We start from the raw sequence: 23893 nt of genomic DNA, 5'->3' as shown, positions 1-23893 counted from the left end.
TCACCCACGACGCGAGAGAACCAGGCCCATGCGCCGCCGCACGCGCACCCTGCTCGGAACCTTCGGTATCCTGGCCTTCGTGATCGTCTACGCGCCGCTCGCCATGGCGCTCGCCGACAGCCGCATCTCGGAAACCCATCCGGCGGTGCAGACGGTGATCTACTCGATCCTCGGCATCGCCTGGATCTTCCCGCTGATGCCGCTGATCCGCTGGATGGATCGGCCGGACGATTAGCGCATCGTCCCGAAAGATGGCCGCCGGCTTTCGGACACGGTTGAACGCAGGCGGCCCCTTTTTTCGCCGCACTCCCTGGCGAGAAGGCGGGACGTCCTACGCTCAAGGTTCGTCTCCGAAGGTCGCCCGCCGCCCATGCGCCCCTCCCCGCGCCGTCCCGCGCTTTCGTTCCGTCCGCACCTCCTCGCCGCCTCCTTGATGCTCGCCGCGCCGCTGGCCGCCGAAACCGCGGCCGCGCAGGGGACGCCGCGCTCCATGGCGGAATGCGAGCGGCTGAAGAACGACCTCGCCTACAACCAGTGCCTCGCCATGTTCGGCCCGCCCGCCCGGAACGTCGCGAGCGGCGGCTATGTCAGCGGCAACGACGCCGCCAGCACCTCCTCGGTCGCCTCGACCGCGACGATCCCCGGCATTCCCTCGATCGAGGAGCCCGATATCGAGCCGGCACGGCGCCGGGGGCGGCGCTCCGGCCGCCGCGGCCGGTCCAGCGCCAGCTTCGATGTCGGCAGCGCCGATGCCGGCGCAGGGGAGTCGGAGGGCGGCGCGTCGCGCTCGCGCCGTCGGCGCCGATAGAGCCTCCCGCGCCGACATCGCCTTGGGCCCGACCTAAGGGGTTCCTTCAGATCGAGGGCTTGTCTCGGCTCAAACCTGCATAAAATCGGTGCTGGCGAAACTGACATGTCGAGTCTTGCCGATTGGAGGGAGCATCATGATGGTTCCCAAGCATCTCCAGCGGCATCCGACGCGGGCGGCGATCGAGGTCTTAGCTCTCAGATTCGGTCTCCCGAATGATCCATCCATGCAGGATTGGGAGTGGGAGGTCGCGGATGCCGGTCGTCTGGACGCGTTCATCGCCGCCTATCGATCGGGAGAGCTCGATGATGACGAGCGCTTCACATTGATGGAGGTCATCATCCAATCGTTCGAGGATGAGGGCACGGCCGCTGATGACGATCCGAGGTGGCCGTTGGTCGCGCGGCTGCTCGATGAGAACATCGCGCTGCATGCGCAGACAGTCTGGTACTGGGCTTGTCTCGGTTCGGACGATGAATGGTGTGTTACGCCGCTTATTCGGCCGATCCTGGAAAAGCACCACGCCCAACTTCTCGGTTCCGACCAGGCAGCGCTCAAATGAGTGTTTCGCGGTTGCTCAGCCCACGTTGAGCCGCCGCCCGCGGTTCCAGGCCAGGAACGGCACGCCGGAGAGAAGGCTCGCCAGCGCCGCGTCGCTCTGGTGCAGCCCGTTCACCGAGACCCGCGGCAGGGCGTGGCCATGATCCGCGTGCCCTGCGAACAGATGGCCCGGCCGGGTCGTCACCGCGGTGGCGAAGCCGAGTCTTTTGGCCATTTCAAACTCCCGCGGCCCGGCCGAGGTCGGATCGCCGACGGGATAGGACAGGTGGCGCACGGGGCGGCCCAGCTCCGCCTCGATCCGCGCGCGGCTCTCGGCCATCTCCCGTTCCGCGAAGGCGGCGTCGTGCTTGGCGAGCATCGGGTGCGAGAGCGTGTGCGCGCCGATGCAGATGGCCGGGTCGTGGGCGAGGTCGCGCAGTTCCCCCCAGCTCAGGCAGAGTTCGCGGGCGAGCCCGCCCGGCTCGAACCCGGCCTCGCAGCATAACCGGGCGATCGCGTCGAGCAGGACCGGCTCCGGGCCGGCGCGCAGGACGCGATAGACCGTCTCGAAGGCGGCCGTCTTCTCCGCATCCGTGCGGGCCGGCAGGACGAGGCCGGAGCCGAGCCGCACCGCGTCGAGCCGGGCCACGGCCCGCTCCAGTTCGAGCCACCACAGCCGCCCGCGCCCCTCGGCGAAGTCGCTCGTCACGAACAGCGTCCAGGGCGCTCCGCGCCGCGCCAGCACGGGGCGCGCGTACTCGACATTGTCGCGGTAGCCGTCGTCGAAGGTCAGCACCGCGAAGGGTTTTCCGCCTTCCGGGGCCGCGAGCCGCTCGGGGACTTGATCGAGGCCGATGAGTTCGAAGCCGCGGGCGGCCAGCAGTTCCAGCGTCCGCTCCAGGAAGGCGGGGGTGATCGACAAGAGGGCGTTCGGCGCGAAACCGGGCACCGGCTCGGGGCGGACATGGTGGAAGGTGAGGATCACGCCGCGCCCGCGGGTGGCGGGAGCGAGCCAGCGGTCGGCGCCCGTGGCGGTGATCGCCCGAAAGCCGGCGCGGAACAGGCGGTGTCGGGTGCGGGGCGAGAGCATGGCCCGTCTCGGCTCGAAGCACCGGGCGGCCCCGGCATCGCCTTGAGCCTAGCGACGGACGCGAAAAGCTTTCGTTACCCATCCCCGCAGATCGGCCGCCCGCGTCAACCGAGGCTTGAGGACGAACCGGGCAGGATCGCCCGGAGGCGGTTTTGCGTGGCCGCCCGTCCTGGCCGTGACGGGCACCCGCAATGGGGGATGTGGGAATGGCGGCTCTCGCCGAAGATCTGGGGCGCCCCGCGCGGGCGGGGCTGCGGGGCCATGGCGGCCTCACCGCGGAGGTGTTCTCCGATCTCGCCGCGGTCGAGGGGCTGTGGCGGGGGCTGGAGGCCGATCCAGCCGTCCTGATGACGCCCTACCAGCGCTTCGACTGGGTGGCGGCCTATCTCGGTGCCGGGATCGATGCCGGTGAGGAGACGCGCATTCTCGTGCTCCGCGACGCGCATGGACGCGCGCGGGTGCTGATGCCGCTCACGGTCGGGCGCCGCGGCCCGTTGCGGGTCGCGCGGGTGGTCGGCGACCGGCACGCCAACTTCCACATGCCGCTTTTCGCCTCGCGCGAGGCGGCGGCGATGCCGGCCGAGGATCTGACCGAGGCCCTGATCCGGGCCGGCCGCATGGCGGCCATCGACGCCTTCGCGCTCCGCAACCAGCCGCGCGTCTGGGACGGAACCCCGAACCCGTTGGCCGGAGGCGGTCTGCCGGCGCCGAGCGACGCCTACGGCATGCTGCTCGGCCCCGATGCCGAGGCCACCCTGCGCCGGGTGTTCAGCGGCGACACCCGCAAGAAGCTGCGGGCCAAGGAGCGCAAGCTCGTGGAGTTTTTAGGATCCGTCGAGCACCGCGTCGCCGAGACGCCGCAGGCGGCGGCCGAGATTCAGGCGGCGTTCTACGCGCAGAAGGCCGCGCGCTTCGCCGATCTCGGCGTCGCCGACCCCTATGCGGAGGCCGACATCCGCCGCTTCATCGCCGCCGCGACGGCCCCGGACGCGGATGGCGGCGGCGCGGCGATCGAGGTCCATGCCCTGGTGGCGAGCGAGAGCGGGCGCATCCTGGCGACCTTCGGCGGCGCGGTGGACGGCGCCCGCTTCTGCGGGATGTGGACGTCCTTCGACACCGACCCCGAACTCGGCCGGTTCAGCCCCGGCGAGATCCTGCTGCACCGGCTGGTCGGCCATCAGGCCGCGGGGGGACGCCGGGCGCTCGACCTCGGCGTCGGCGAGGCGGGCTACAAGGCCAAGACCTGCGACGAGACCATCGAACTCGTGGAGCAGACCGTGCCGGTGAGCCCGGCGAGCCATGCGCTCGTGCTCGCCTCGCGGCTCGCGGTGCGGCTCAAGCACCGGATCAAGCGCTCGCCGCGGCTCTGGGCGGCGGCCCGGAGCCTGCGTCGGCGGCTGCGGCGCTGAGCGAGACGGCTCAGAAGCCGCGGTTGGCGATGGTGGGCAGCGAGGGCTGCGTGTAGGCGCGGTTCACGTCCCGGCGGGTCTGGGTGCCGTTGGTGTCGGAGGAGTGCCGGTAATTGCTGGTCTCGAAGGCCGAGGCCAGGCCGGGACCGCCCGAATCGGTGCTGTTGCAGGCCGACAGCCCGCAGGCGAGGAGAGCGGCGGCGAGGACGAGCAGCGTGGAGCGCATCGGGACTTCCTGTCGAAGGCGGGGCAGCCCCGCGGGTCGTAACGGCAGGCGTGCCGCGCGCCGCCGCCCCTCGGCAAGGAAAAAGTCGCGGCGCGGGAGCGTTGCGGTGCGATCCCGCGCCGAGTGTGACCTATTCGGCGTGACTACTCGGCCGCGGCCTTGAGGTAGCGGGCCGGGTCGTAGTTGAGGATCGGCCCGAGCCAGCGCTCGACCTCGATCACGTCCATGCCCTTGCGCAGGGCGTAGTCCTCGACCTGATCCCGCTCCACCTTGGCGACGCCGAAGTAATGCGCGTCGGGATGGGCGAGGTAGAGGCCCGAGACCGACGAGCCCGGCCACATGGCGTAGGACTCGGTGAGCTTCACGCCGATGCGGCTCTCCGCCTTGAGCAGATCGAACAACTGCACCTTTTCCGTATGGTCGGGCTGGGCCGGGTAGCCCGGCGCGGGCCGGATGCCGTCGTACTTTTCTAAGACCAGCTCCTCGGGGGCGTAAGCCTCGTCCGGCGCATAGCCCCAGAACTCCTTGCGGACGCGCTCGTGCATCCGCTCGGCGAAGGCCTCGGCGATGCGGTCGGCGAGCGCCTTCACGAGGATCGAGCGGTAATCGTCGTTGGCCCGCTCGAAGCGCTCGGCGATGCGCACCTCCTCCAGGCCCGCCGTGACCACGAAGGCGCCGACATAGTCCGCGATGCCGGTCTCGGCCGGCGCCACGAAATCGGAGATGCAGGTGTTGGCGCGCCCGTCGCGCTTCGAGAGCTGCTGGCGCAGGCCGTGGAAGGTCGCGAGCGTCTCCTGCCGGCTCTCGCCGGTGTAGAGCCTGATATCGTCGCCGACGCTGTTGGCCGGCCAGAAGCCGATCACCGCCTTCGGGTTGAACCAGCGCTCCTCCACGATCTGCTTGAGCATCACCTGCGCGTCCTCGAACAGCGCACGCGCCGCCGGGCCCTGCTCGGGATCGTCGAGGATCGCGGGGTAGCGGCCCTTGAACTCGTAGGTCTGCAGGAACGGCGTCCAGTCGATATAGGGGACGAGATCCGCCACCTCGTAGGAGCCGTAGACGCGGGTGCCGGTGAAGCTGGGCTTGGCCGGCTTGTAGGCCGACCAATCGACCTTGAAGGCGTTCGCGCGCGCCTTGGCGAGCGGCAGGCGCTGCTTGTCGGCCTCGGAGCGGCGGTGGGCGTCGGCGACCTTGGCGTACTCGGCGCGGACCTTCTCCACGGTGGCCCCGCGGGTCTCCTTCGAGATCAGGCTCGACACCACGCCGACCGCGCGGCTCGCATCGGTGACGTAGACCGCCTGACCCTTGGCGTAGGCCGGGTGGATCTTCACCGCCGTGTGGACGCGGCTGGTGGTGGCGCCGCCGATCAGCAGCGGCATCTCCATGCCCTCGCGCTCCATCTCGGCGGCGACATGCACCATCTCGTCGAGCGAGGGGGTGATGAGGCCCGACAGGCCGACGATGTCGACGTTCTCGCGCCGGGCGGTTTCGAGGATCTTGGCCGCCGGCACCATCACGCCGAGATCGATGATCTCGTAGTTGTTGCAGGCGAGCACGACGCCGACGATGTTCTTGCCGATGTCGTGGACGTCGCCCTTCACGGTGGCCATCAGCACCTTGCCGGCGGCCTGGCGTTTGCCGTCGCCGCCATTGGCCCGCTTCTCCTCCTCCATGAAGGGTTCGAGATAGGCCACCGCCTGCTTCATCACGCGGGCGGACTTCACCACCTGCGGCAGGAACATCTTGCCCGAGCCGAACAGGTCGCCGACCACGTTCATGCCGGCCATCAGCGGGCCTTCGATGACGTGGAGCGGACGCGCGGCCTCTTTGCGCGCCTCCTCGGTGTCGGCGACGATGTACTCGGTGATGCCGTTGACGAGCGCGTGCTCGATGCGCTTGGCGACGGGCGCCTCGCGCCACGTCAGGTCGGCGGTCTTGGCCTGGGCCGAGGCGCCGGTCTTGAACCGCTCGGCGGCCTCCAGCAGGCGCTCGGTCGAGTCCTCGCGGCGGTTGAGGACCACGTCCTCGCAGAGTTCGCGGAGTTCGGCCGGGATCTCGTCGTAGACGGCCAACTGGCCGGCATTGACGATGCCCATATCCATGCCGGCCTTGATGCAGTGGAACAGGAACACCGCATGCATCGCCTCGCGCACCGGCTCGTTGCCGCGGAAGGCGAAGGACAGGTTCGAGACGCCGCCGGAGATATGGGCGTGGGGCAGCGTCTCGCGGATCGTGCGAGTCGCCTCGATGAAGGCGACACCGTAGGGGTTGTGCTCCTCGATACCCGTCGCCACCGCGAAGATGTTGGGGTCGAAGATGATGTCTTCGGGCGGGAAGCCGACCTGCTCGGTGAGGATCTTGTAGGCCTTGGTGCAGATCTCGACCTTGCGCTCGTAGGAATCGGCCTGGCCCTGCTCGTCGAAGGCCATGACGACGACCGCCGCGCCGTAGGAGCGGCAGATCTTGGCGGCCTCGATGAATTTGTCCTCGCCCTCCTTCATGGAGATCGAGTTCACGATCGGCTTGCCCTGGATGCATTTCAGGCCGGCCTCGATCACCTCGAACTTCGAGGAATCGACCATCACCGGCACGCGGGCGATGTCGGGCTCGGCAGCGACGAGGTTGAGGAACTCGACCATCGCCTTCTCGCTGTCGAGCAGGCCCTCATCCATGTTGACGTCGATGACCTGGGCGCCGGCCGCGACCTGATCGCGGGCGACATCGAGCGCGGCGGCGTAGTCGTTGTTGGTGATGAGCTTGCGGAATTTGGCCGAGCCGGTGACGTTGGTACGCTCGCCCACGTTCACGAAGGGGATCTCCTTCGTCAGCACGAACGGCTCGAGGCCCGACAGGCGCATCAGGCGCGGGATCTCGGGAATCTCGCGCGGCTTCTTGTCGGCCACGGCCTCCGCGATGGCGCGGATGTGGTCGGGCGTCGTGCCGCAGCAGCCGCCGACCATGTTGACGAGGCCCGAGGCGGCGAACTCGCCGACGAGCTTGCCCATGGCCTCCGGGCTCTCGTCGTAGAGGCCGAACTCGTTGGGCAGGCCGGCATTCGGATAGGCGCAGACCAGCGTGTCGCAGATGCGCGACAGCTCGGCGATGTGGCCGCGCATTTCCTTGGCGCCGAGCGCGCAGTTGAGGCCGAAGGTGAGCGGGCTCGAATGGCGCAGCGAGTTCCAGAACGCGGCCGGCGTCTGGCCCGAGAGGGTGCGGCCGGAGAGATCGGTGATGGTGCCGGAGATCTGGATCGGCAGGCGGATGCCGGTCTCATCGAACACCTGCCACGCAGCGGCGATCGCCGCCTTGGCGTTGAGCGTGTCGAAGATCGTCTCGATCAGGATGAGTTCGGCGCCGCCGTCGATGAGGCCGCGCACCTGCTCGACATAGGCCTGCTTCACCCCGTCGAACGTCACGGCGCGGTAGCCGGGATTGTTCACGTCCGGCGAGATCGACAGCGTGCGGTTGGTCGGGCCGATGGCGCCGGCGACGAAGCGGCGGCGGCCGTCCTGCTGCTCCGCGAGCTTGGCGGCTTCGCGGGCGAGGCGCGCACCTTGCGCGTTCAACTCGTGGATGATCGATTCCATGCCGTAATCGGCCTGGGCGATCGTGGTGCCGGAAAACGTGTTCGTCTCGCAGACGTCGGCGCCCGCGAGGAAGTAGTCGAGGTGGATCTGCCGGATCGCGTCGGGCTGGGTCAGGATCAGAAGGTCGTTGTTGCCCTTCTGATCGTGGCTGTGATCCTTGAAGCGCTCACCCCGGAAATCCTCTTCCGTGTATTTGAGCCGCTGGATCACCGTGCCCATCGCCCCGTCGAGGACGAGGATCTTTTCGGACGCGCGCTGACGCAGGGCGCGCTCGATCTCGGTGCCGTCGACGGGGGGGAAAGCGGTCATGTCGGACGATCCTGGGATGTTCCGGGACGGCGATGGCCGAAAGTGTCGGCCGCATCAACCCACCTCAGCCTGAGGTGCCGGAGCGAAGCGGAGGCCTCGGAGGCCTCCAGAAAACGCGATCGCTCCTGGAGCCATCCTTCGCTGCGACCGCGGCGCGGTCGCAGTTCGGGATAAGGTTCAGGAGCAGAGTGGCGAGGGGTCAGGCCGCCTTGGCTTCCGGCTTGACCGCCGGTTTGGCCGGCGCCTGGGAGCGCAGGCCGAGAAGGTGGCAGATGGCGTAGACGAGGTCGGAGCGGTTCATCGAGTAGAAGTGGAAGTCCTCCACGCCCTCGTCGACGAGGTCGAGCACCTGCTCGGCGGCGACCGCGGCGGCGACGAGACGGCGGGTCTCGACGTCGTTCTCCAGACCCTCGAACCGGGCCGCGAGCCAATACGGCACCGAGGCGCCGGTGCGGCGGGCGAAGTTGGCCGCCTGCTTGAAGTTCTGCACCGGCAGGATGCCGGGGATGATCGGGATGTCGATGCCGGCCGCGCGCACCTTGTCGCGGTAGCGCAGGTAGATCTCGTTATCGAAGAAGAACTGGGTGATCGCCTGATCGGCGCCGGCATCGACCTTGGCCTTCAGGGCGTCGATGTCGGCATCGAGCGAGGCGGCCTCGGGGTGCTTTTCCGGATAGGCCGAGACGGAGACCTTGAAGTCGCCGATCCGCTTGATGCCGGCGACGAGGTCGCAGGTCTGCGCGTAGCCGCCGGGATGGGGTCGGTAGCTGTGGCCGACGCCCTCGGCCGGGTCGCCGCGCAGGGCCACGATGTGGCGCACGCCGGCATCCCAGTAGGACTGCACCACCCCGTCGATCTCCTCCTTCGTCGCAGCGACGCAGGTGAGGTGGGCGGCGGGCTTGAGGCTCGTCTCGCGCACCATGCGCGCCACGGTGTTGTGGGTGCGCTCGCGGGTGGAGCCGCCGGCGCCGTAGGTCACCGAGACGAATTTCGGCTGGAGCGGCGCAAGGCGCTCGATCGAGGACCAGAGAATCTTCTCCATCTCCTCGGTCTTCGGCGGGAAGAACTCGATCGAGACCCGGATCGGGCGGAAACCGTCGCGGCTGGCGCGGTGTTGGGAGGCGTTGGGCATCTCTTCGTCCCTTCTCCTGGGCGTCTGTCGTGGTGTCGGTCGTCGATGGAAGTCGGCTTGGACCTTGAAGGCTTGAACCTTGAAGGCTTGGACCTTGAGGCTCAGGCCACGGCGCGTTCCGGGCTGCGTGCGGGAGCACGTTCAGGCGTCTGCGCCTCGATCGCGGCGGAGGTGTCGTGCGCCAGCCAGAGGGTGACGGTGAGCGGATGCTCGATGCCGTCCTCCGGCGTGATGTCACAGCTTTCGACATCGCCCAGGCCCGCCTGGACGAGCCAGCCCGTGATCTGCTCCGCACCGAAGCCGAGGCGGCGATGGGCTTGGCTTTCGCGCAACTGCTCCAGAGTGTGGGGCGCGAAATCGACCACGAGCAGCCGCCCGCCCGGCGCGACGAGGCGGGCGGCCTCCCGCAGTGCCCGGGCCGGATCGTCGAGGTAGTGCAGCACCTGATGCAGCACCACGAGATCGAAGCCGCCGCGGCCGAAGGGCGGCGCGTGGAGATCGCCCTGACGCAGATCGACCCGCGACAGGCCGAGCCGTTCGAGGTTGGCACGGGCGACCGAGAGCATGGCATGGCTCGAATCGAGCCCGGTGGCGCGACCGGCCAGGGGGGCCAGCAGGCCGAGCATCTTGCCGGTGCCGGTGCCGAGATCGATCACATGGCGGATCGGACGGTCTCCGAGCGCGTCGAGCACCGCCGCCTCGACGGCGGCCTCGGGCACGTGCAGGGAACGCAGGCCGTCCCATTTGGGGGCGAGCCGGGCGAAGAAGGTCTGCGCCGCCTCGGCGCGTTGCGTCCGCACCGAATCGAGTCGGGCGCGATCCTCGGAAAGCGGCGGCGCGGCGCGCTCCAGCGCCGCGATCAAGGGCTCGACGAAGCCGATGGCGGCCTCCCGCAGGCGGAAGAACGCCCAGGCTCCCTCGCGATGACGCTCGATCAGGCCGGATTCGACGAGGAGCTTGAGATGGCGCGAGATGCGCGGCTGCGACTGGCCGAGAATGTCGGTGAGGTCGGAGACCGACAACTCGCCCTCGGCCAGCAGCGCCAGGATGCGCAGGCGCGTTTCCTCCGCCGCCGCCCGCAGCACGGCCAGCGCCTCGGCGAAGGGCACCGGGACCGTGGTCGCGCTGTTCGTGGGACCGCTCTCGCTAGACATAAAGATATCTTTATGTTCGTAACGAGCCCGTGGCAAGAGGTTTCGCTGACGACCCGGTCCCTTCGTCAGCGACGGCCCGCTACTGGTAGGCCTTCTTGAGGTCGAGGGTGCAGCGCACGCCGACTTCGTCGTAGCCCTCTGCGAGCCAGACCTTGGCGGCGGCGCGGCCTTTGTCGCGCAGGCGCTCGATCATCCGCCAGCGGGCGTCGATGCGCGAGGAGGCGGCGAAACCGTCGAGCGAGTCGGTCCCGTCGATGCGGTGGAGGAAGACGCGTTCCAAACCCGGAACCTGCCCCTGTCCGCCCTCGTCGATCAGGCCGTGCACGAAGTCGATGGAGCGCAGCTCCCGCATCAGGTTGGCGTTGAAGGTGATCTCGTTGAGCCGGTTCTGGATGTCGCTGGCCGAACGCGGCGTCTCGCGGCGCTCCACGGGGTTGATCTGCACCAGCAGGATGTCGCGGGTGCTCGACTCGTGCAGCGGGTACAGAGCCGGATTGCCGAGATAGCCGCCGTCCCAATAGGGCACGCCGTCGATCTCGACCGCCTGGAACACCGTCGGCAGGCAGGCCGAGGCCATCAGGTGATCGACCGTCAGGCAATCGCGCCCGAACACGGCGAGCTTGCCGGTCCAGACATTGGTCGCCGAGACGAACACACTGGCGGTGTCGGCCGCGCGCAGGCGATCGAAATCGACGGTGTGCTCCAGCGCGTCGCGCAGGGGATTGAAGTTGAACGGATTGGTCGCGTAGGGGCCGGGGTTGAGCGCCTTCACCCAGGCCTCGAAGAACGGGTTGCCCTTCCAGAACTGGAACAGGCCGTCGATCAGGCCCTTCTGCGAGGGGCGCAGGTCGGCATCGAGGCTCGCTTCGCGCCAGAACGTCTCCAGGGCCGCGCGTGCCCCGTCGGGGCCGCCCGCGAGCCAGCCGTCCACGAGGACGACGGCGTTCATCGCGCCCGCGCTCGCGCCCGTGACCGCCTCGAAGGCGACGCGCCCGTCCTCGATCAGCGCGTCGAGCACGCCCCAGGTGAAGGCGCCGTGCGAGCCGCCGCCCTGAAGCGCCAGCGAGACGGCCTTCTCCGCGCGCGGTCCGGCGAGGCCCCGAAACGCGGCGCCCGGCCGGGTCGAATCCGCGATCGGATCAGGAACGGCGGTCGCGGGGTTGTGAGCGTCGTCGTGAGACGGTCCGTCGAGGATTCCGGTCCGCTCACGGGTATCAACCGGAGGCGAGCCGGCGGACCGAGCCTCGATCTGCTCACTGTCGGTGGAGTGAATCTCCGGGCTCGTCCTGTCCATCTTGCCTCACGTGATTTATTGCGATGCACATTCAAATGGTGCAAAGCAGCAAGTGTGCCTGTGCGGTTCTTTGCCCCGCGGGGACGCGAATGCAAGGTATGATAAGGCGCTTTCGTCTCCTGACATCCTTGCATACGCTCGACATCCCGCTCGGGATGCGACATGGAAGCGGCCTCGTATCGAGGCATGCTGCGCATCCGTCCGCGCGGGCGCGGCGCGGAGACGATCTCCAGGTCGCGGATCGAACCGGATTCGGATAGGATCACGCCGAAAGCCGGCACGCGCGGACGACAGTTTGACCCGCGAAGGCACGATGGAAGTCATGGAAGCTCCCGACGCCCTGGCAAACCCGATCGACTCCCGCAGCCCCAGCATGACGGGGCCGGAGATCGCCGGGCCGGCACCGCGCCACCGCACCGTCGGCGTGCAGATCGGCAGCGGCGAAGGGGCCGTCACCGTCGGCGGCGGCGCCCCGATCGTCGTGCAGTCGATGACCAACACCGACACGGCCGACATCGACGGCACCGTGGCCCAGGTCGCCCAGCTCGCCCGCGCCGGCTCGGAGCTCGTACGCATCACCGTCGACCGCGACGAGGCGGCGGCCGCCGTGCCGAAGATCCGCGAGCGCCTCGACCGCATCGGCGTGCACGTGCCGCTGGTGGGCGACTTCCACTACATCGGCCACAAACTCCTCTCCGACCACCCGGCCTGCGCCGAGGCGCTGGCCAAGTACCGGATCAATCCCGGCAATGTCGGCTTCAAGGAGAAGAAGGACACCCAGTTCTCGACCATCGTCGAGCAGGCGGTGCGCTACGGCAAGACCGTCCGCATCGGCGCGAACTGGGGTTCCCTCGACGAGGCCCTGCTGACGCACCTGATGGACGAGAACGCCAAGCTGCCCCGCCCCATCGACGCCCGCGCGGTGATGCGCGAGGCGATGGTGCAATCGGCGCTGACCTCCGCCGACCGGGCGGTGGAACTCGGCCTGCCGAAGGACCGCATCATCCTCTCCGCCAAGGTCTCGGCGGTGCAGGATCTGATCGCGGTCTACCGCGAGGTGGCGCGCCGCTCCGACTACGCGATCCATCTCGGCCTGACCGAGGCGGGCATGGGCTCGAAGGGCATCGTCGCGGCGTCGGCCGCCATCGGCGTGCTGCTGCAGGAGGGCATCGGCGACACGATCCGCTACTCGCTGACGCCCGAGCCCGGCGGCGACCGCACGGTCGAAGTGAAGGCCGCGCAGGAACTCCTGCAGACCATGGGCTTCCGCACCTTCGTGCCGTTGGTCGCGGCTTGCCCCGGCTGCGGGCGCACCACCTCGACCACGTTCCAGGAACTGGCCCGCGACATCCAGAACTGGATCTCCACCTCCATGCCGGAGTGGAAGAAGACCTATCCGGGCGTGGAAGGCCTCAACGTCGCGGTGATGGGCTGCATCGTGAACGGTCCCGGCGAATCGAAGCACGCCGATATCGGCATCTCGCTGCCCGGCACCGGCGAGAGCCCGAGCGCTCCGGTGTTCATCGACGGCAAGAAGGCGATGACCCTGCGCGGCGCCACGCTCGCCAAGGACTTCGAGACGATCGTGGTCGATTACATCGAGCGCCGCTTCGGTCAGGGCAAGCGCGACGCCGCCGAGTGAGCCCCGCGGGTGGGCCGGCTCCCGAAACCTTCGCGGTGAGGAGAGCGGCCCGCCCTTCGTTGTCCGAAACGGCCCGCGCCGGGTCGTCGACCCTGCCCTCCGCCCCGCCTCGCGCCCGCCGTGATGTCCGGATCGCGCCTCGCGACCCGAACGCGGACCGTTTTCCTGTGCCGCGCGCCGGCTTGCGGTGGTATGGCCGCTACAGGGGCGCCGCGGTTTCCGGCGCGCATCGATCCGCATCTCCGACGCATTCCCTTCATGCGACTCCGGCACATCCGGCCGGACGACGCGCGAGCCCAGGCACGCCTGCCCGATGACCCAGCCCGACAGCCCCCATACCGCCGGATCCACCCCGCCGGACGGCCCCGTCGCCGCGCCCGCGGGCGGGCCGGCGCCCGGCGAGGGAGGGCCGGTCGCAGCCTCGGCGGGCGCGGTCGATGCGTCCCCGGAGGAGGACCACGGCCACGCCAAGACCGGCTTCTGGGCCCTCACGGTCGGCTCCGTCGGTGTCGTCTACGGTGATATCGGCACAAGCCCGCTCTACGCCTTCCGCGAAGCGCTCGCGCCTTCGCGCAGCGACGGTATCCTGCTGGCCGAGGAGGTGATCGGCACCGCCTCGCTCATCATCTGGGCGCTGCTCCTGATCGTGACGATCAAGTACGTCGCGATCCTGCTGCGCATGGACAACAACGGCGAGGGCGGCATCCTCTCGCTGATGGCCCAGGCCCGCCACGCGCTCGGCGGCTCCAAGATCGTGTTCATGCTGGGCCTGCTCGGCGCCTCGCTGTTCTACGGCGATTCCGTCATCACCCCGGCAATTTCGGTGCTCTCGGCGGTGGAGGGCCTGAAGCTCGTCACGCCCGCCTTCGAGGGTTACGTGCTGCCGATCACGGTGGCGATCATCCTCGGCCTGTTCGCGGTGCAGAGCCACGGCACGGCGCGGGTCGCGACCTTCTTCGGGCCGGCCATGGTGGTCTGGTTCCTGGCCATGGCCGCCGCCGCCCTGCCGCACATCGCCGGCAATCCCGGCGTGCTGGCCGCGTTCAATCCCTGGTACGCCGTGCATTACCTCCTCGGCCACGGCACCGGCGCCCTGGTGGCGCTCGGCGCGGTGTTCCTGGCGGTGACAGGAGCGGAAGCCTTGTTCGCCGATCTCGGCCATTTCGGGCGCCGCCCGATCCAGGTGGCGTGGCTCGGCCTCGTCGCGCCCTGCCTCGTCCTGAACTATCTCGGCCAGACCGCCCTCGTGCTCGCCAAGCCTGAGACCACCGATCCGTTCTACCAGCTCGTGCCGGAATGGGGCCTGATCCCCATGGTGCTGCTGGCCACGCTCGCGACCGTCACGGCGAGCCAAGCGGTCATCACCGGCGCGTTCTCGCTGTCGCGGCAGGCGATCCAGCTCGGCATGCTGCCGCGCATGGAGATCCGCCACACCTCGGAAGCACATTCGGGCCAGATTTACCTGCCGCAGATCAACACCCTGCTCGCCCTGGGCGTGGTGATCCTGGCGATCACCTTCCGCTCCTCCTCGGCGCTCGCCTCTGCCTACGGCATCGCGGTGACGGGCACGATGCTGCTCACCGCCTCCATGGCCTACGTGGTGCTGTGGAAGGTCGCGCGCCTCTCGCCCCTGGTCTCGGCGGCGATCATCATGCCCTTCATCGTGCTCGAGTCGCTGTTCCTGCTCTCGAACCTGCTGAAGCTGCACGAGGGCGGCTACGTGCCCCTGATGCTCGCGGGCGGCCTGATGCTGATGATGTGGACCTGGGTGCGCGGCGTCACGATCCTCTTCAACAAAACCCGCAAGACCGACGTGCCGCTGGTCGAACTGGTCGGCATGCTGGAGAAGAGCACCTCCTACCAGCGGGTGAAGGGCACCGCGGTCTTCCTCACCAGCGACCCCCAGATCGCGCCTGCCGCGCTCCTGCACAACATGAAGCACAACAAGGTGATCCACGAGAAGAACGTGGTACTCACCGTCGAGACCATGGACCGGCCCCGGGCCACCCAGGCCGAGCGCGTGCGCATCGAGCCCGTGGGCTTCGGCTTCTACCGGGTGGTGATGCGCTTCGGCTACATGGAGACGCCCAACATCCCGCGCACCCTGACGCTGCTCAAGCGCGAGGGCTTCAAGTTCGACATCATGTCGACCTCGTTCTTCCTGTCGCGCCGCTCGATCCGCCCGGCCGCCCATTCCGGCATGCCGCTCTGGCAGGACCGAATCTTCATCACGCTGGCCAAGAACGCCAACGACGCGACGGACTTCTTCCAGATCCCGACCGGCCGCGTCGTCGAGGTCGGCACGCAAGTAACCGTGTAGCATTCGGCGCCCGCCTCGCGGCGGGGTCGCCAGAGCATCGTCCCGAAAGGTGGTTGCCGGCTTTCGGAAAAAAGATGATGCGAAAACAAGAGCCTAGAGCATCGTCCTCCCCGAAGACGACATCCGATGGTTGCGCAGAAATCCTGTGGCCGGCTCGCTACAGGACGGTCATTTGCGCGCGACTGTCTTGCGTGCCTGCGCGTCGTCTCTTACGGCTGAGCTTACGAAAAGCAAGCAACAACAACAGTTTAGCATAATTCCAAACAACAGACCGATCCCATTCCGCGCGTCCCTGCGGAGGCTGTCGGCTGTTCTGGTCAGATGGGGTCATGAGTATGGGCTCGGTTCGCACTCTCGTCGGCGTCCGCGCCCTGCGGACGATGGCGCTGGCAGGCGCCTCGTTGATGGCCCTGACCGTCGCAGCCGCCGCACAACAGGCGACGGCACGGTTGGAGGAACTGTCGGTCGAAGGCAGCGGCCGCGCCGCCGGCGCCACCGGCGGGCCGCCGGCCCAGCGCGGTGCCGATGGACGCGCGGCACCCGAGGATCCGCGCGGCCCCGTCGCCGGCTATGTCGCCACCCGCTCGGTCACCGCGACCAAGACCAACACGCCCCTGATCGAGACGCCCCAGGCGATCACCGTGATCGGCCGCGAGCAGATCGAGGCGCAGGGCGCGCAGACGCTGACCCAGGCGACGCAGTACACCGCCGGCATCTATTCCGGCGTCTACGGCGCCGACGAGCGCGTCGATTTCTTCACCCTGCGCGGCTTCGTGGCGAGCGATTACGGGATCTACAAGGACGGCCTGCAACTGCTGAACTACGGCTTCGGCACGCTGAAGACCGAGACCTTCGGCCTGGAGCGCATCGAGGTGCTGCGCGGCCCGGCTGCCGTGCTGTTCGGCGCCGGCAACCCCGGCGGCCTCGTCAACCAGGTTACCAAGCGCCCGACGCTGGCCCCCTTCGGCTATGTCGAGATCGCCGGCGGTTCGTTCGGGCAGGTCTACGGCGCCTTCGATGTCGGCGGTCCGGCCGACGATTCGGGCCATCTGTTCTACCGCCTCACCGGTATCGGCCGTCAGGGCGGCACACAGGTCGAGGGCGCGGATTCCGACCGCGCTTACATCGCCCCGGCCGTCACGTGGCGGCCGGATGCCGGCACCACCTTCACGGTGCTGACGAGCTATCAACGCGATTCCACGGCCGTGACCGCGAACTTCCTGCCCTATGCCGGCACCGTGCGCCCCAACGCGAGCGGTCTGCGCATCGACCGCTCTCTCAACGTGGGTGATCCGCGCATCAACAGCTTCCAGCGCGAGCAGGTCTTCGCCGGCTACGAGTTCGAGCACGCGGTCGACGACGTGTGGACCGTGCGCCAGAACTTCCGCTACTCGTTCTCGGACGCGACGCAGAATTCGTATATCGGCCAGCTCGGCTACGCCGACCTGCCGCAGACGCAGCTCGCCCGCTACCAGTTCCAGTACAGCGACAAGGTCAGCCTGTTCCAGGTCGACAACCAGGCCGAGGCGCGGTTTTCCGATGGGTTCGTCGCCCACGGCGTGCTGTTCGGCATCGATTACAAGAACTACTCGCTCTACGACAATCAGGCCTCGCTCTTCCCCGGCCCCAATCTGAGCATCATCAACCCGCTCTACGGGCAGATCGTCGGCCGACCCCTGCCCTATCAGGTCGACGTCAACAGCTTCCGGCAGCTCGGCTTCTACGCCCAGGACCAGATCAAGCTCACCGACCGGCTGAGCCTGATCGGCGGCCTGCGCTACGATATCGCCAACAGCGACGTGCTCAAGAAGCTCGCGCCGGACACGAGCACGTCCCGTACCGATACGGCGCTCACCGGCCGCATCGCGCTGCTCTACAACTTCGATCCCGGCATCGCGCCCTACGTCGCCTACTCGACCTCGTTCCAGCCGCAGATCGGCATCGATGCCATCACCGGGGCGTCGCTCTCGCCGGATCGGGGCGAGCAGATCGAGGTCGGCCTGAAGATCGAGCCGGTCGGCGAGCGCTTCTCCCTCAACATCGCCGCCTTCGATCTCGTGCGCGACAACCCGCCCTTCCCGGTCATCGTCGGGTTCGGCAGCACCCAGCTCGGCACCGTGCGCTCGCGCGGTATCGAGGGGCAGTTCGTGGCCAGCCTCGCGGAAGGCTTGAACGTCGTCGCGGCCGTGACCCACTACGACCTCGAATACACCCGGGTCCGGGACGCCGCACTCGGCGACCTCGTCGGCAAGACCCCGACCAACGTGCCGGAGACCTTCGCTTCGGTCTTTGCCGACTACACGATCCCCCTGGGCGACTGGCGCGGCTTCGGCTTCGGCGGCGGCGTGCGCTATGTCGGGCGTTCCTACGCCGACCAGCTCAACAATCTGAAAGTGCCGGACTACGTCCTGTTCGACGCGACCGTGCACTACAACTGGGAGCGCTGGCGCATGGCGATCACCGCCGCCAATCTCGGCGACCGCCGCTTCGTCACCTCGTGCCAGTCGGCCAATTCCTGCTTCTACGGCGAGGCCCGCCGCGTGCTGGCGAGTGTGAGCTATCGCTGGTGAGCCTCTGGCGCGGGCTCCCGTGCACGAATCGCCGCAGGACCCGTCCGCGGGCCCCGCGTCAGCTTGGAGGCGGCGGGCGGCCGGGCTATCTCGGGTTTGCCTAAGCGGATCGTGAGAATCCGTATCTCGAGGAACGCCCCACCGCCATGATCGTCCGCTCCCTCATCGCCGCCGCCCTGATCGGTGGCATGGCTTACCCTGCCGTCGCGCAGGACACCGCCCCACCGCCCGCCGCGACCGCGCCGCAAGAACCCTCGCAAGAGCCCTCGCAAGGGCCATCGCAAGGGCCCTCGAAGGAGGCCGCCCCGCCGCGGCCGATCCGCAACGCGCCGAGCCCGCGAGCGCTGGAATTTGCCGCCTACATCTTCTCGGCGGTCAACGTCTGCGGCTATCGGCTCAACGCGCCCGAATTCGAGGCGCTGCTCGCCAAGCAGAACACGCGGCCCGAGGACGTGAGCCCCCGCGGCCCCTTCGGCAACCGGGTGATCGGCATCTTCACCCTGATGTCCAACCAGATGAACCTCAACCGCGAGCAGGCCTGCCTCGCGGTGGCCGGCGAGTACGGTCCGGAGGGGAACGTGGTGAAGAACGTCCTGCTGCCGCCGGGCTCCGGCGAGCCGATCCCTGCGCCGGAAGGCAAGCCGGCGCAGCCATAGCGGCCCCAATCCCGGCGGAGAGAGGGCCGCGATGAGCGAGGCGTGACCTGGGAAGAGGTCCGAATCACCACGCGGGGCGCCAGAGTCTGCCACGTCGCGACTCTGGCGACGGCCTGATCGGCGCGCATCGGGGTCGGCGGCGGCTCCCCGTCGGCGCGAAATGCTGTAGAGGGACGGGCGATACCCGCGTCCGACTCTCCCGCTGGCCCTGGCCCATGTCCGCAACCGATCCCGTGCTTCGCCCTCAGCCGCGCCCCGGCGTGCTCGCCATCGAGGCCTACGTGCCCGGCAAGAGCGCCGCGCCGGGCGTGGCGAAGGTCCATAAGCTCTCCTCGAACGAAACGCCTTTAGGCCCGAGCCCGCGCGCGATCGAGGCTTTGCGGGCGGAGGCCGCGACGCTGGCCCTCTATCCCGACGGCAGCGCCACCCGCCTGCGCACGGCGATCGGTGCACGCTACGGGCTCGATCCCGCCCGCATCGTCTGCGGTGCCGGCTCGGACGAGCTGCTGACGCTTCTGGCGATGGCCTTCGTCGGGCCGGGCGACGAGGGTATCTTCTGCGAGCACGGCTTCCTCGTGTACCGCATCGCGATCCTCACCGCAGGCGGCACGCCGGTGGTGGCGCCGGAAACGAACCTGACGGCGGATGTCGATGCCATCCTCGCCGCGGTCACGCCCCGCACCCGGATCGTCTACCTCGCCAACCCCAACAACCCGACCGGCACCTACCTGCCGTTCGAGGAGGTGCGCCGCCTGCATGCCGGGCTGCCCGGCAACGTGCTCCTCGTGCTCGACGGAGCCTATGCCGAGTACGTGCGCGCCAACGACTACACGGCCGGCCTCGAAATGGCGCTCGATGCCGCCAACGTCGTGATGACGCGCACCTTCTCGAAGATCCACGGGCTCGCGTCGCAGCGCATCGGCTGGATGGTCGGCTCGGAGGCCGTGGTCGATGCGATCAACCGCATCCGCGGACCGTTCAACCTCTCGGCGGGCGGCATTGCGGCCGGCGCGGCGGCCATCGCCGACGAGGCCCACGTTGCCGCGGCGGTGGCCCACAACGACGAATGGCTCGCCTGGCTCACCCGCGAGGTCGAGGGACTGGGGCTCACCGTGACGCCGAGCGTCGGCAACTTCCTGCTCCTCCACTTTTCGGACAGGCCCGGCCGCACGGCGGCGGAAGCGGATGCGCATCTGACACGCGCGGGCGTGATCGTGCGGCGCGTCTCCTCCTACGGCCTGCCCAACGCCCTGCGGGTGACCATCGGCAGCGAGGAGGCCAATCGCGCCTTCGTGGATGCGCTGGCCGCCTTCCTGGGAGCCAAGCGTTCGTGACGGAGGGGGTGGAGCGCCTCGCCATCGTCGGGCTGGGCCTGATCGGCTCCTCGATCGCCCGCGGCGCCCGGACCTACGGGCTGGCGCGGGCGATCGTGGCGATCGACCGCGACGCGGGCGTGATCGAGCGGGTGAAGGCCCTGGGTCTGGCGGACGAGGCAAGCACCGAAGCCTCGGCGGTGGCCGGGGCCGATCTCGTCATCCTCTGCGTGCCCGTGGGCGCCATCGGCGCGGTGGCGACCGAGATCGCGCCGCATCTGAAGCCGGGCGCGGTAGTCTCCGATGTCGGCTCGGTCAAGGCCGCGGTGGTGGCGGCCGTCACGCCGCATCTGTCCCCGGACAATCCGTTCGTTCCGGCGCATCCGGTGGCGGGCACCGAGTATTCCGGGCCGGATTCGGGCTTTGCTACCCTGTTCTCGAACCGCTGGTGCATCCTCACGCCGCCGGAGGGGACGGATCCGGCGGCCGTCGAGCGGGTGCAGGGCCTGTGGCAGGGCTTGGGCGCCATCGTCGAGACCATGACGCCCGAGCACCACGACCTCGTGCTCGCCATCACCAGCCACGTGCCGCACCTGATCGCCTACAACATCGTCGGCACGGCCGCCGACCTCGAAGAGGTCACCCAGTCGGAAGTGATCAAGTTCTCCGCCGGCGGCTTTCGCGATTTCACCCGCATCGCCGCCTCCGACCCGACCATGTGGCGCGACATCTTCCTGACCAACCGCGACGCGGTGCTGGAGATGCTCGGGCGCTTCAACGAGGATCTGTCGGCCCTGTCGCGGGCGATCCGCTGGGGCGACGGCGAGGCCCTGCACGACCTGTTCACCCGCACCCGAACCATCCGCCGCGGCATCGTCGCCATGGGCCAGGAAACGGCCGAGCCGGATTTCGGCCGCGCCCGCAACGCGGCGGCGCCCGCGGCGAAGCAGAGCTGAAGGAAAGGGCGCCCGAGATGCGCACATTCGCCATCGTTGCCGTCGTCGAGGGTGCGGCACCCGAGCTGTTCGAGTGGCTCGCCTTCCACCGGGCGGTCGGCGTGCGCCACTTCGTGATCTACGACAACGGACTCCACGGCGAGGCTGCGGCGCTCCTGAAGGCGCAGGCGGCGATCGGGGTCACCACCCTGCCCTGCCCGACCCGCATCGACCGCACGCCGCTCTTTGCGGCCTACGACCATTTCCTCGCCTCGTGGGCGCGGCTGTTCCGCTTCGCCGCCTTCCTCGGCACCGATGAATTTCTGGTGCCGGCCCCCGGCCGTTCGATCGAGGACTGGATCGCCCGCATCCCGCCGCATGCCGGCGCGGTGGTGGTCAACCGGCGCGTCTTCGACACCGCGGCGCCGGAGGGGCCCGCCTCCGGGCTCGTCCTGCGCCGTTTCCCTCGCTCTCTCGCGCAGGCCGACCACGCGGAGAACCGCGTCGTCACATCGATCTACCGGCAGGGCGCCGTCGCCACGATCGCCGACCCGCACATGACGGAACTCGTGCAGGGCGAGCGGCTGATGAGCGATTTCGGCCCCGCCGAGCCGGACCCGCAGCGGCCCGGCGCCATCCTCGCCGTGCGGCACGGGGAGATCCGGCTCAACCACTATCCCCGTCCCGCTCCGGGCGCGCCACCACCCGAAACGCGCGCGGAAACGGATCCGTGCACCCGGACGGCCAGCTGGGTGCGGCCGACCCTCGACGAGATGCGCCATCTCCTGGCTTACGGGGAGAGCGTCGCCCCGGCTGAGGCCGCGCGGCTGCGCGCACGCAGCGCCGCCGTGCCCGAGTTGGCGGAGCCGGTCGCGCCGCGGGAGCATCGCCTGTGGCGGCTGCGCCATCTGCACAGGCCGCGGGTGGAAGCCGCCGGGCGCTTCGTCCGGCGCAAGATCTTCGGGGCGCCGCGCCCCTGGTAGGCCCGTTCAGTACAGGGCCGGCAGCACCACGTTCGGCACGGCGAGCGGGCCGAGCATCAGGCGCCCGTCGCCCAGGCGCAGCGTCGGCAGGGGCTTGAGGCCGTTGGGGCTGTCGGCCGCCTGCACCTCGCCGGCGGCGCTCTCGCGCTTGCGCAGGCCCCCGAGGAACTGGCCGACGAGGTTGCCGATCAACGCGCCCTTGTCCGAGCCGTAGCGCTGGCCCATCACCTGCCCGATCAGGGCTTCGAGCCCGAGCGCGCGGATCTCAAAGCGTCCCTCGGGGCGATGCGCCTCGTCGAGGCCGACTTCGCCCTTGGCCTGAAGGCGGCGCTCGCCCTTGGCGATCGACAGGCGGGTCACGTCGAGGCGGCCGTCGGCCTGACGCCATTTCTCCAATTCCCGCGCCACCGTGCCGGTGCGCAGCACCGTGGCCCGTTCGATGGTCGTGTCGAGATCGACGTCGGCCGGGTCGCCGCTGCCGCTCAGGGCGTCGAGCCGCGGCACGGCAGCCTTGGCGAGGCGCAGGCTGATATCGACGGCGCCGTCGCTCTCGAAGCGGCCCGGAGTCGGCCGGGCATGGAGTTCGAGGTGCTGGACGGCGAAGTCCACCGGCCCGGGATCGGGGGATTGCACCGTGCCCTTGGGGCCATCGACGACGAGGGAGGCGCGGCTGAAGCCGTTCGAGGCGGCGTGGAAGCTCGCTTCGAGAGACGTCCAGGTCACGTCGGCGGTCAGATCGCCCTGCTCGACACGGAAGGGGCCGGCGACTTCGAGGACGGCGTGGCGCGGATCGTAGACCTGCACCACGGCGGTGGTCGGCCCGAGGGTGAAATTGCCGTCGGAGCGGGCGAAGCGGACCGAGCCGCAGCGCAGTTCGAGGCGGAAGGGATAGCCGGTGATCGAGCGGTCGGCGCAGGTCCATTGCCGGCCGGCCTGTGCCTCACGGGCAAGCCACGCATCCATCTCGCTCTCGGCCTTGCCGCGGATGAAGAACCACGCGGCGGTCCAGGCGACGACGAGGGTGGCGAGCAGGATGTAGGGGAGGAACAGGCCGATTCGCCGCCGCCGGGGGGGCGGTCCGCCGGAAATCGGATCGGGTGTCTGCGCCATCGGCCTCGTTCCTGCGCGGCCCGGCGGGAGAGGCCGGACGCCCCGTGTTTGGAGACCGGGGCTGTCCAAGGCAAGGGCCCTGCCCTCCCTCCGGCTTTCACAGGCCGGCGAGTGCATGCCGGCCGCGCGCGGGGTCAGGCGTTCGCCTGCTCCGTGTCGGCGGCGAGGTCGAGCACGACGGCGCGGCGCTCGGTTTCCCCCTCGGCGAGGCGGTGAACGTGCATCTCCGTCGCGCCTTCCTGGCGGGCGCGGGCCAGCCAGTTGCAGTGCAGACGCTCGCGCGGCCCCTTGCCGGTCGCGGCGATGGAAACCGCCTGGGCAATGCCGGCTTCGTCCCGCCGCACGGCGATGACCACCCCCTCATCGACCTCGGCGAGGTCGGGTTCGGCGAGGTCGTGGACGCCGACGACGTAGCGGCGGCCGGACCGCCCGCGCCACGCGCTCAAAGCGGGGGCGGCCACGCCGCGCAGGCCCGCCATGGTTCGGAGACGCTCCTCGCGCACATCCGCTCTCCGGGATCGATCGTCCTTCAGATCGCGCAGCGCGACCGACCAGGACAAGGCTCGCTTGTTCGCCATTTGTTCTGTTCTACTGCGCTTGTCCGATCGCCGTCAAGGCGCGGGTTCGGAGCGGTTTCCGGGGTCAGGATAAAGTGGGGATCACCGCTTGGTTCCACAAGCGAATGCGTCTCCCGGCGTCCCGATTCGGTCGAGCGATCATCGTCCCGCCGCACAGCATCCTTAAAGCATGAGTCTGGCAGGGTGACCGGGCGCAATGCCTGCCGTACAAGCGGAGCGGTGTGCTGCGCTTGGGGT

At 69.2% G+C, this 23893-nt stretch carries 19 protein-coding genes; 11 read left to right on the top strand and 8 right to left on the bottom strand.

From position 1 onward, the window contains the following. Nucleotides 1–28: 28 nt before the first annotated feature. The 3 genes from E4V01_RS03185 to E4V01_RS03175 all read left to right on the top strand — a co-directional run bounded on the left by E4V01_RS03185 (nt 29) and on the right by E4V01_RS03175 (nt 1370). Nucleotides 29–235 (top strand): DUF2842 domain-containing protein, encoded by a 207-nt coding sequence (locus tag E4V01_RS03185; protein ID WP_009863569.1) that lies wholly within the window; start codon nt 29–31, stop codon nt 233–235. A 135-nt stretch (nt 236–370) separates the two neighbouring features. Next, nucleotides 371–808: a hypothetical protein gene (locus E4V01_RS03180; RefSeq protein WP_135297363.1), complete on the top strand. Its 438-nt coding sequence runs from the start codon at nt 371–373 to the stop codon at nt 806–808. Between the two features lie 136 nt (nt 809–944). After that, nucleotides 945–1370 (top strand): hypothetical protein, encoded by a 426-nt coding sequence (locus E4V01_RS03175; RefSeq protein ID WP_135297362.1) that lies wholly within the window; start codon nt 945–947, stop codon nt 1368–1370. A gap of 15 nt (nt 1371–1385) precedes the next feature. On the opposite strand, the gene E4V01_RS03170 is transcribed toward E4V01_RS03175, so the two are convergent. After that, on the bottom strand, nt 1386–2438 hold the full coding sequence (locus E4V01_RS03170) for a polysaccharide deacetylase family protein (RefSeq protein WP_135297361.1): 1053 nt from the start codon (nt 2436–2438) through the stop codon (nt 1386–1388). 206 nt (nt 2439–2644) lie between these two features. Here E4V01_RS03170 and E4V01_RS03165 point away from each other — a divergent pair, with 206 nt between their 5' ends. Then, a complete protein-coding gene (locus tag E4V01_RS03165; protein WP_135297360.1) occupies nt 2645–3847 on the top strand; it encodes a GNAT family N-acetyltransferase in 1203 nt (400 codons plus the stop codon). A gap of 10 nt (nt 3848–3857) precedes the next feature. Here the strand turns inward: E4V01_RS03165 and E4V01_RS03160 are convergent, their stop codons facing one another. The 5 genes from E4V01_RS03160 to E4V01_RS03140 all read right to left on the bottom strand — a co-directional run bounded on the left by E4V01_RS03160 (nt 3858) and on the right by E4V01_RS03140 (nt 11549). Next, complete coding sequence (locus E4V01_RS03160) at nt 3858–4073, bottom strand: hypothetical protein (protein WP_012253199.1); 216 nt, start codon at nt 4071–4073, stop codon at nt 3858–3860. Between the two features lie 143 nt (nt 4074–4216). Further along, nucleotides 4217–7969: a methionine synthase gene (gene metH, locus E4V01_RS03155; RefSeq protein WP_135297359.1), complete on the bottom strand. Its 3753-nt coding sequence runs from the start codon at nt 7967–7969 to the stop codon at nt 4217–4219. A 199-nt stretch (nt 7970–8168) separates the two neighbouring features. Further along, nucleotides 8169–9101, bottom strand: coding sequence for a methylenetetrahydrofolate reductase [NAD(P)H] (gene metF / locus E4V01_RS03150; RefSeq protein WP_060769255.1), 933 nt, complete (start codon nt 9099–9101; stop codon nt 8169–8171). A gap of 101 nt (nt 9102–9202) precedes the next feature. Next, nucleotides 9203–10255, bottom strand: a complete 1053-nt coding sequence (locus E4V01_RS03145) for a metalloregulator ArsR/SmtB family transcription factor (protein ID WP_135297358.1) — start codon at nt 10253–10255, stop codon at nt 9203–9205. Between the two features lie 79 nt (nt 10256–10334). Beyond that, a complete protein-coding gene (locus E4V01_RS03140) occupies nt 10335–11549 on the bottom strand; it encodes a patatin-like phospholipase family protein (protein ID WP_135297357.1) in 1215 nt (404 codons plus the stop codon). Between the two features lie 313 nt (nt 11550–11862). Between E4V01_RS03140 and ispG the strand changes: the two genes are divergently transcribed. The 7 genes from ispG to E4V01_RS03105 all read left to right on the top strand — a co-directional run bounded on the left by ispG (nt 11863) and on the right by E4V01_RS03105 (nt 21968). After that, nucleotides 11863–13191, top strand: coding sequence for a flavodoxin-dependent (E)-4-hydroxy-3-methylbut-2-enyl-diphosphate synthase (ispG, locus tag E4V01_RS03135; RefSeq protein WP_135297356.1), 1329 nt, complete (start codon nt 11863–11865; stop codon nt 13189–13191). 313 nt (nt 13192–13504) lie between these two features. After that, a complete protein-coding gene (locus E4V01_RS03130; protein WP_060769252.1) occupies nt 13505–15511 on the top strand; it encodes a potassium transporter Kup in 2007 nt (668 codons plus the stop codon). A 335-nt stretch (nt 15512–15846) separates the two neighbouring features. Beyond that, complete coding sequence (locus E4V01_RS03125) at nt 15847–18081, top strand: TonB-dependent siderophore receptor (RefSeq protein WP_135297408.1); 2235 nt, start codon at nt 15847–15849, stop codon at nt 18079–18081. Between the two features lie 146 nt (nt 18082–18227). Then, the gene (locus E4V01_RS03120) at nt 18228–18737 is read left to right on the top strand and encodes a hypothetical protein (RefSeq protein WP_135297355.1); all 510 of its coding nucleotides are present in this window, start codon (nt 18228–18230) and stop codon (nt 18735–18737) included. A gap of 215 nt (nt 18738–18952) precedes the next feature. Further along, nucleotides 18953–20071 (top strand): histidinol-phosphate transaminase, encoded by a 1119-nt coding sequence (locus E4V01_RS03115; protein WP_135297354.1) that lies wholly within the window; start codon nt 18953–18955, stop codon nt 20069–20071. Continuing rightward, nucleotides 20068–21006: a prephenate/arogenate dehydrogenase family protein gene (locus E4V01_RS03110; RefSeq protein ID WP_135297353.1), complete on the top strand. Its 939-nt coding sequence runs from the start codon at nt 20068–20070 to the stop codon at nt 21004–21006. The genes E4V01_RS03115 and E4V01_RS03110 overlap by 4 nt, the downstream gene beginning before the upstream one ends. 17 nt (nt 21007–21023) lie before the next feature. After that, nucleotides 21024–21968: a glycosyltransferase family 2 protein gene (locus tag E4V01_RS03105; RefSeq protein WP_135297352.1), complete on the top strand. Its 945-nt coding sequence runs from the start codon at nt 21024–21026 to the stop codon at nt 21966–21968. A 6-nt stretch (nt 21969–21974) separates the two neighbouring features. On the opposite strand, the gene E4V01_RS03100 is transcribed toward E4V01_RS03105, so the two are convergent. Both E4V01_RS03100 and E4V01_RS03095 read right to left on the bottom strand, forming a co-directional pair. Beyond that, nucleotides 21975–23078, bottom strand: a complete 1104-nt coding sequence (locus E4V01_RS03100) for a DUF2125 domain-containing protein (protein ID WP_060769246.1) — start codon at nt 23076–23078, stop codon at nt 21975–21977. Between the two features lie 134 nt (nt 23079–23212). Continuing rightward, a complete protein-coding gene (locus tag E4V01_RS03095; RefSeq protein WP_135297407.1) occupies nt 23213–23557 on the bottom strand; it encodes a hypothetical protein in 345 nt (114 codons plus the stop codon). Between the last annotated feature and the right edge of the window lie 336 nt (nt 23558–23893).

It is taken from the genome of Methylorubrum sp. Q1 (assembly GCF_004683995.1).
In the GTDB taxonomy this organism is placed as follows: Bacteria; Pseudomonadota; Alphaproteobacteria; order Rhizobiales; family Beijerinckiaceae; genus Methylobacterium.
This window is presented reverse-complemented; position numbering and strand designations above follow the sequence as displayed.

What these genes read in the sequence shown, in the direction of transcription:
- E4V01_RS03185 (WP_009863569.1), top strand. Translation starts at nt 29, where the DNA reads ATGCGCCGCCGCACGCGCACCCTGCTCGGAACCTTCGGTATCCTGGCC.
- E4V01_RS03180 (WP_135297363.1), top strand. Translation starts at nt 371, where the DNA reads ATGCGCCCCTCCCCGCGCCGTCCCGCGCTTTCGTTCCGTCCGCACCTC.
- E4V01_RS03175 (WP_135297362.1), top strand. Translation starts at nt 945, where the DNA reads ATGATGGTTCCCAAGCATCTCCAGCGGCATCCGACGCGGGCGGCGATC.
- E4V01_RS03170 (WP_135297361.1), bottom strand. Translation starts at nt 2,438, where the DNA reads ATGCTCTCGCCCCGCACCCGACACCGCCTGTTCCGCGCCGGCTTTCGG.
- E4V01_RS03165 (WP_135297360.1), top strand. Translation starts at nt 2,645, where the DNA reads ATGGCGGCTCTCGCCGAAGATCTGGGGCGCCCCGCGCGGGCGGGGCTG.
- E4V01_RS03160 (WP_012253199.1), bottom strand. Translation starts at nt 4,073, where the DNA reads ATGCGCTCCACGCTGCTCGTCCTCGCCGCCGCTCTCCTCGCCTGCGGG.
- metH (WP_135297359.1), bottom strand. Translation starts at nt 7,969, where the DNA reads ATGACCGCTTTCCCCCCCGTCGACGGCACCGAGATCGAGCGCGCCCTG.
- metF (WP_060769255.1), bottom strand. Translation starts at nt 9,101, where the DNA reads ATGCCCAACGCCTCCCAACACCGCGCCAGCCGCGACGGTTTCCGCCCG.
- E4V01_RS03145 (WP_135297358.1), bottom strand. Translation starts at nt 10,255, where the DNA reads ATGTCTAGCGAGAGCGGTCCCACGAACAGCGCGACCACGGTCCCGGTG.
- E4V01_RS03140 (WP_135297357.1), bottom strand. Translation starts at nt 11,549, where the DNA reads ATGGACAGGACGAGCCCGGAGATTCACTCCACCGACAGTGAGCAGATC.
- ispG (WP_135297356.1), top strand. Translation starts at nt 11,863, where the DNA reads ATGGAAGTCATGGAAGCTCCCGACGCCCTGGCAAACCCGATCGACTCC.
- E4V01_RS03130 (WP_060769252.1), top strand. Translation starts at nt 13,505, where the DNA reads ATGACCCAGCCCGACAGCCCCCATACCGCCGGATCCACCCCGCCGGAC.
- E4V01_RS03125 (WP_135297408.1), top strand. Translation starts at nt 15,847, where the DNA reads ATGGGCTCGGTTCGCACTCTCGTCGGCGTCCGCGCCCTGCGGACGATG.
- E4V01_RS03120 (WP_135297355.1), top strand. Translation starts at nt 18,228, where the DNA reads ATGATCGTCCGCTCCCTCATCGCCGCCGCCCTGATCGGTGGCATGGCT.
- E4V01_RS03115 (WP_135297354.1), top strand. Translation starts at nt 18,953, where the DNA reads ATGTCCGCAACCGATCCCGTGCTTCGCCCTCAGCCGCGCCCCGGCGTG.
- E4V01_RS03105 (WP_135297352.1), top strand. Translation starts at nt 21,024, where the DNA reads ATGCGCACATTCGCCATCGTTGCCGTCGTCGAGGGTGCGGCACCCGAG.
- E4V01_RS03100 (WP_060769246.1), bottom strand. Translation starts at nt 23,078, where the DNA reads ATGGCGCAGACACCCGATCCGATTTCCGGCGGACCGCCCCCCCGGCGG.
- E4V01_RS03095 (WP_135297407.1), bottom strand. Translation starts at nt 23,557, where the DNA reads ATGGCGGGCCTGCGCGGCGTGGCCGCCCCCGCTTTGAGCGCGTGGCGC.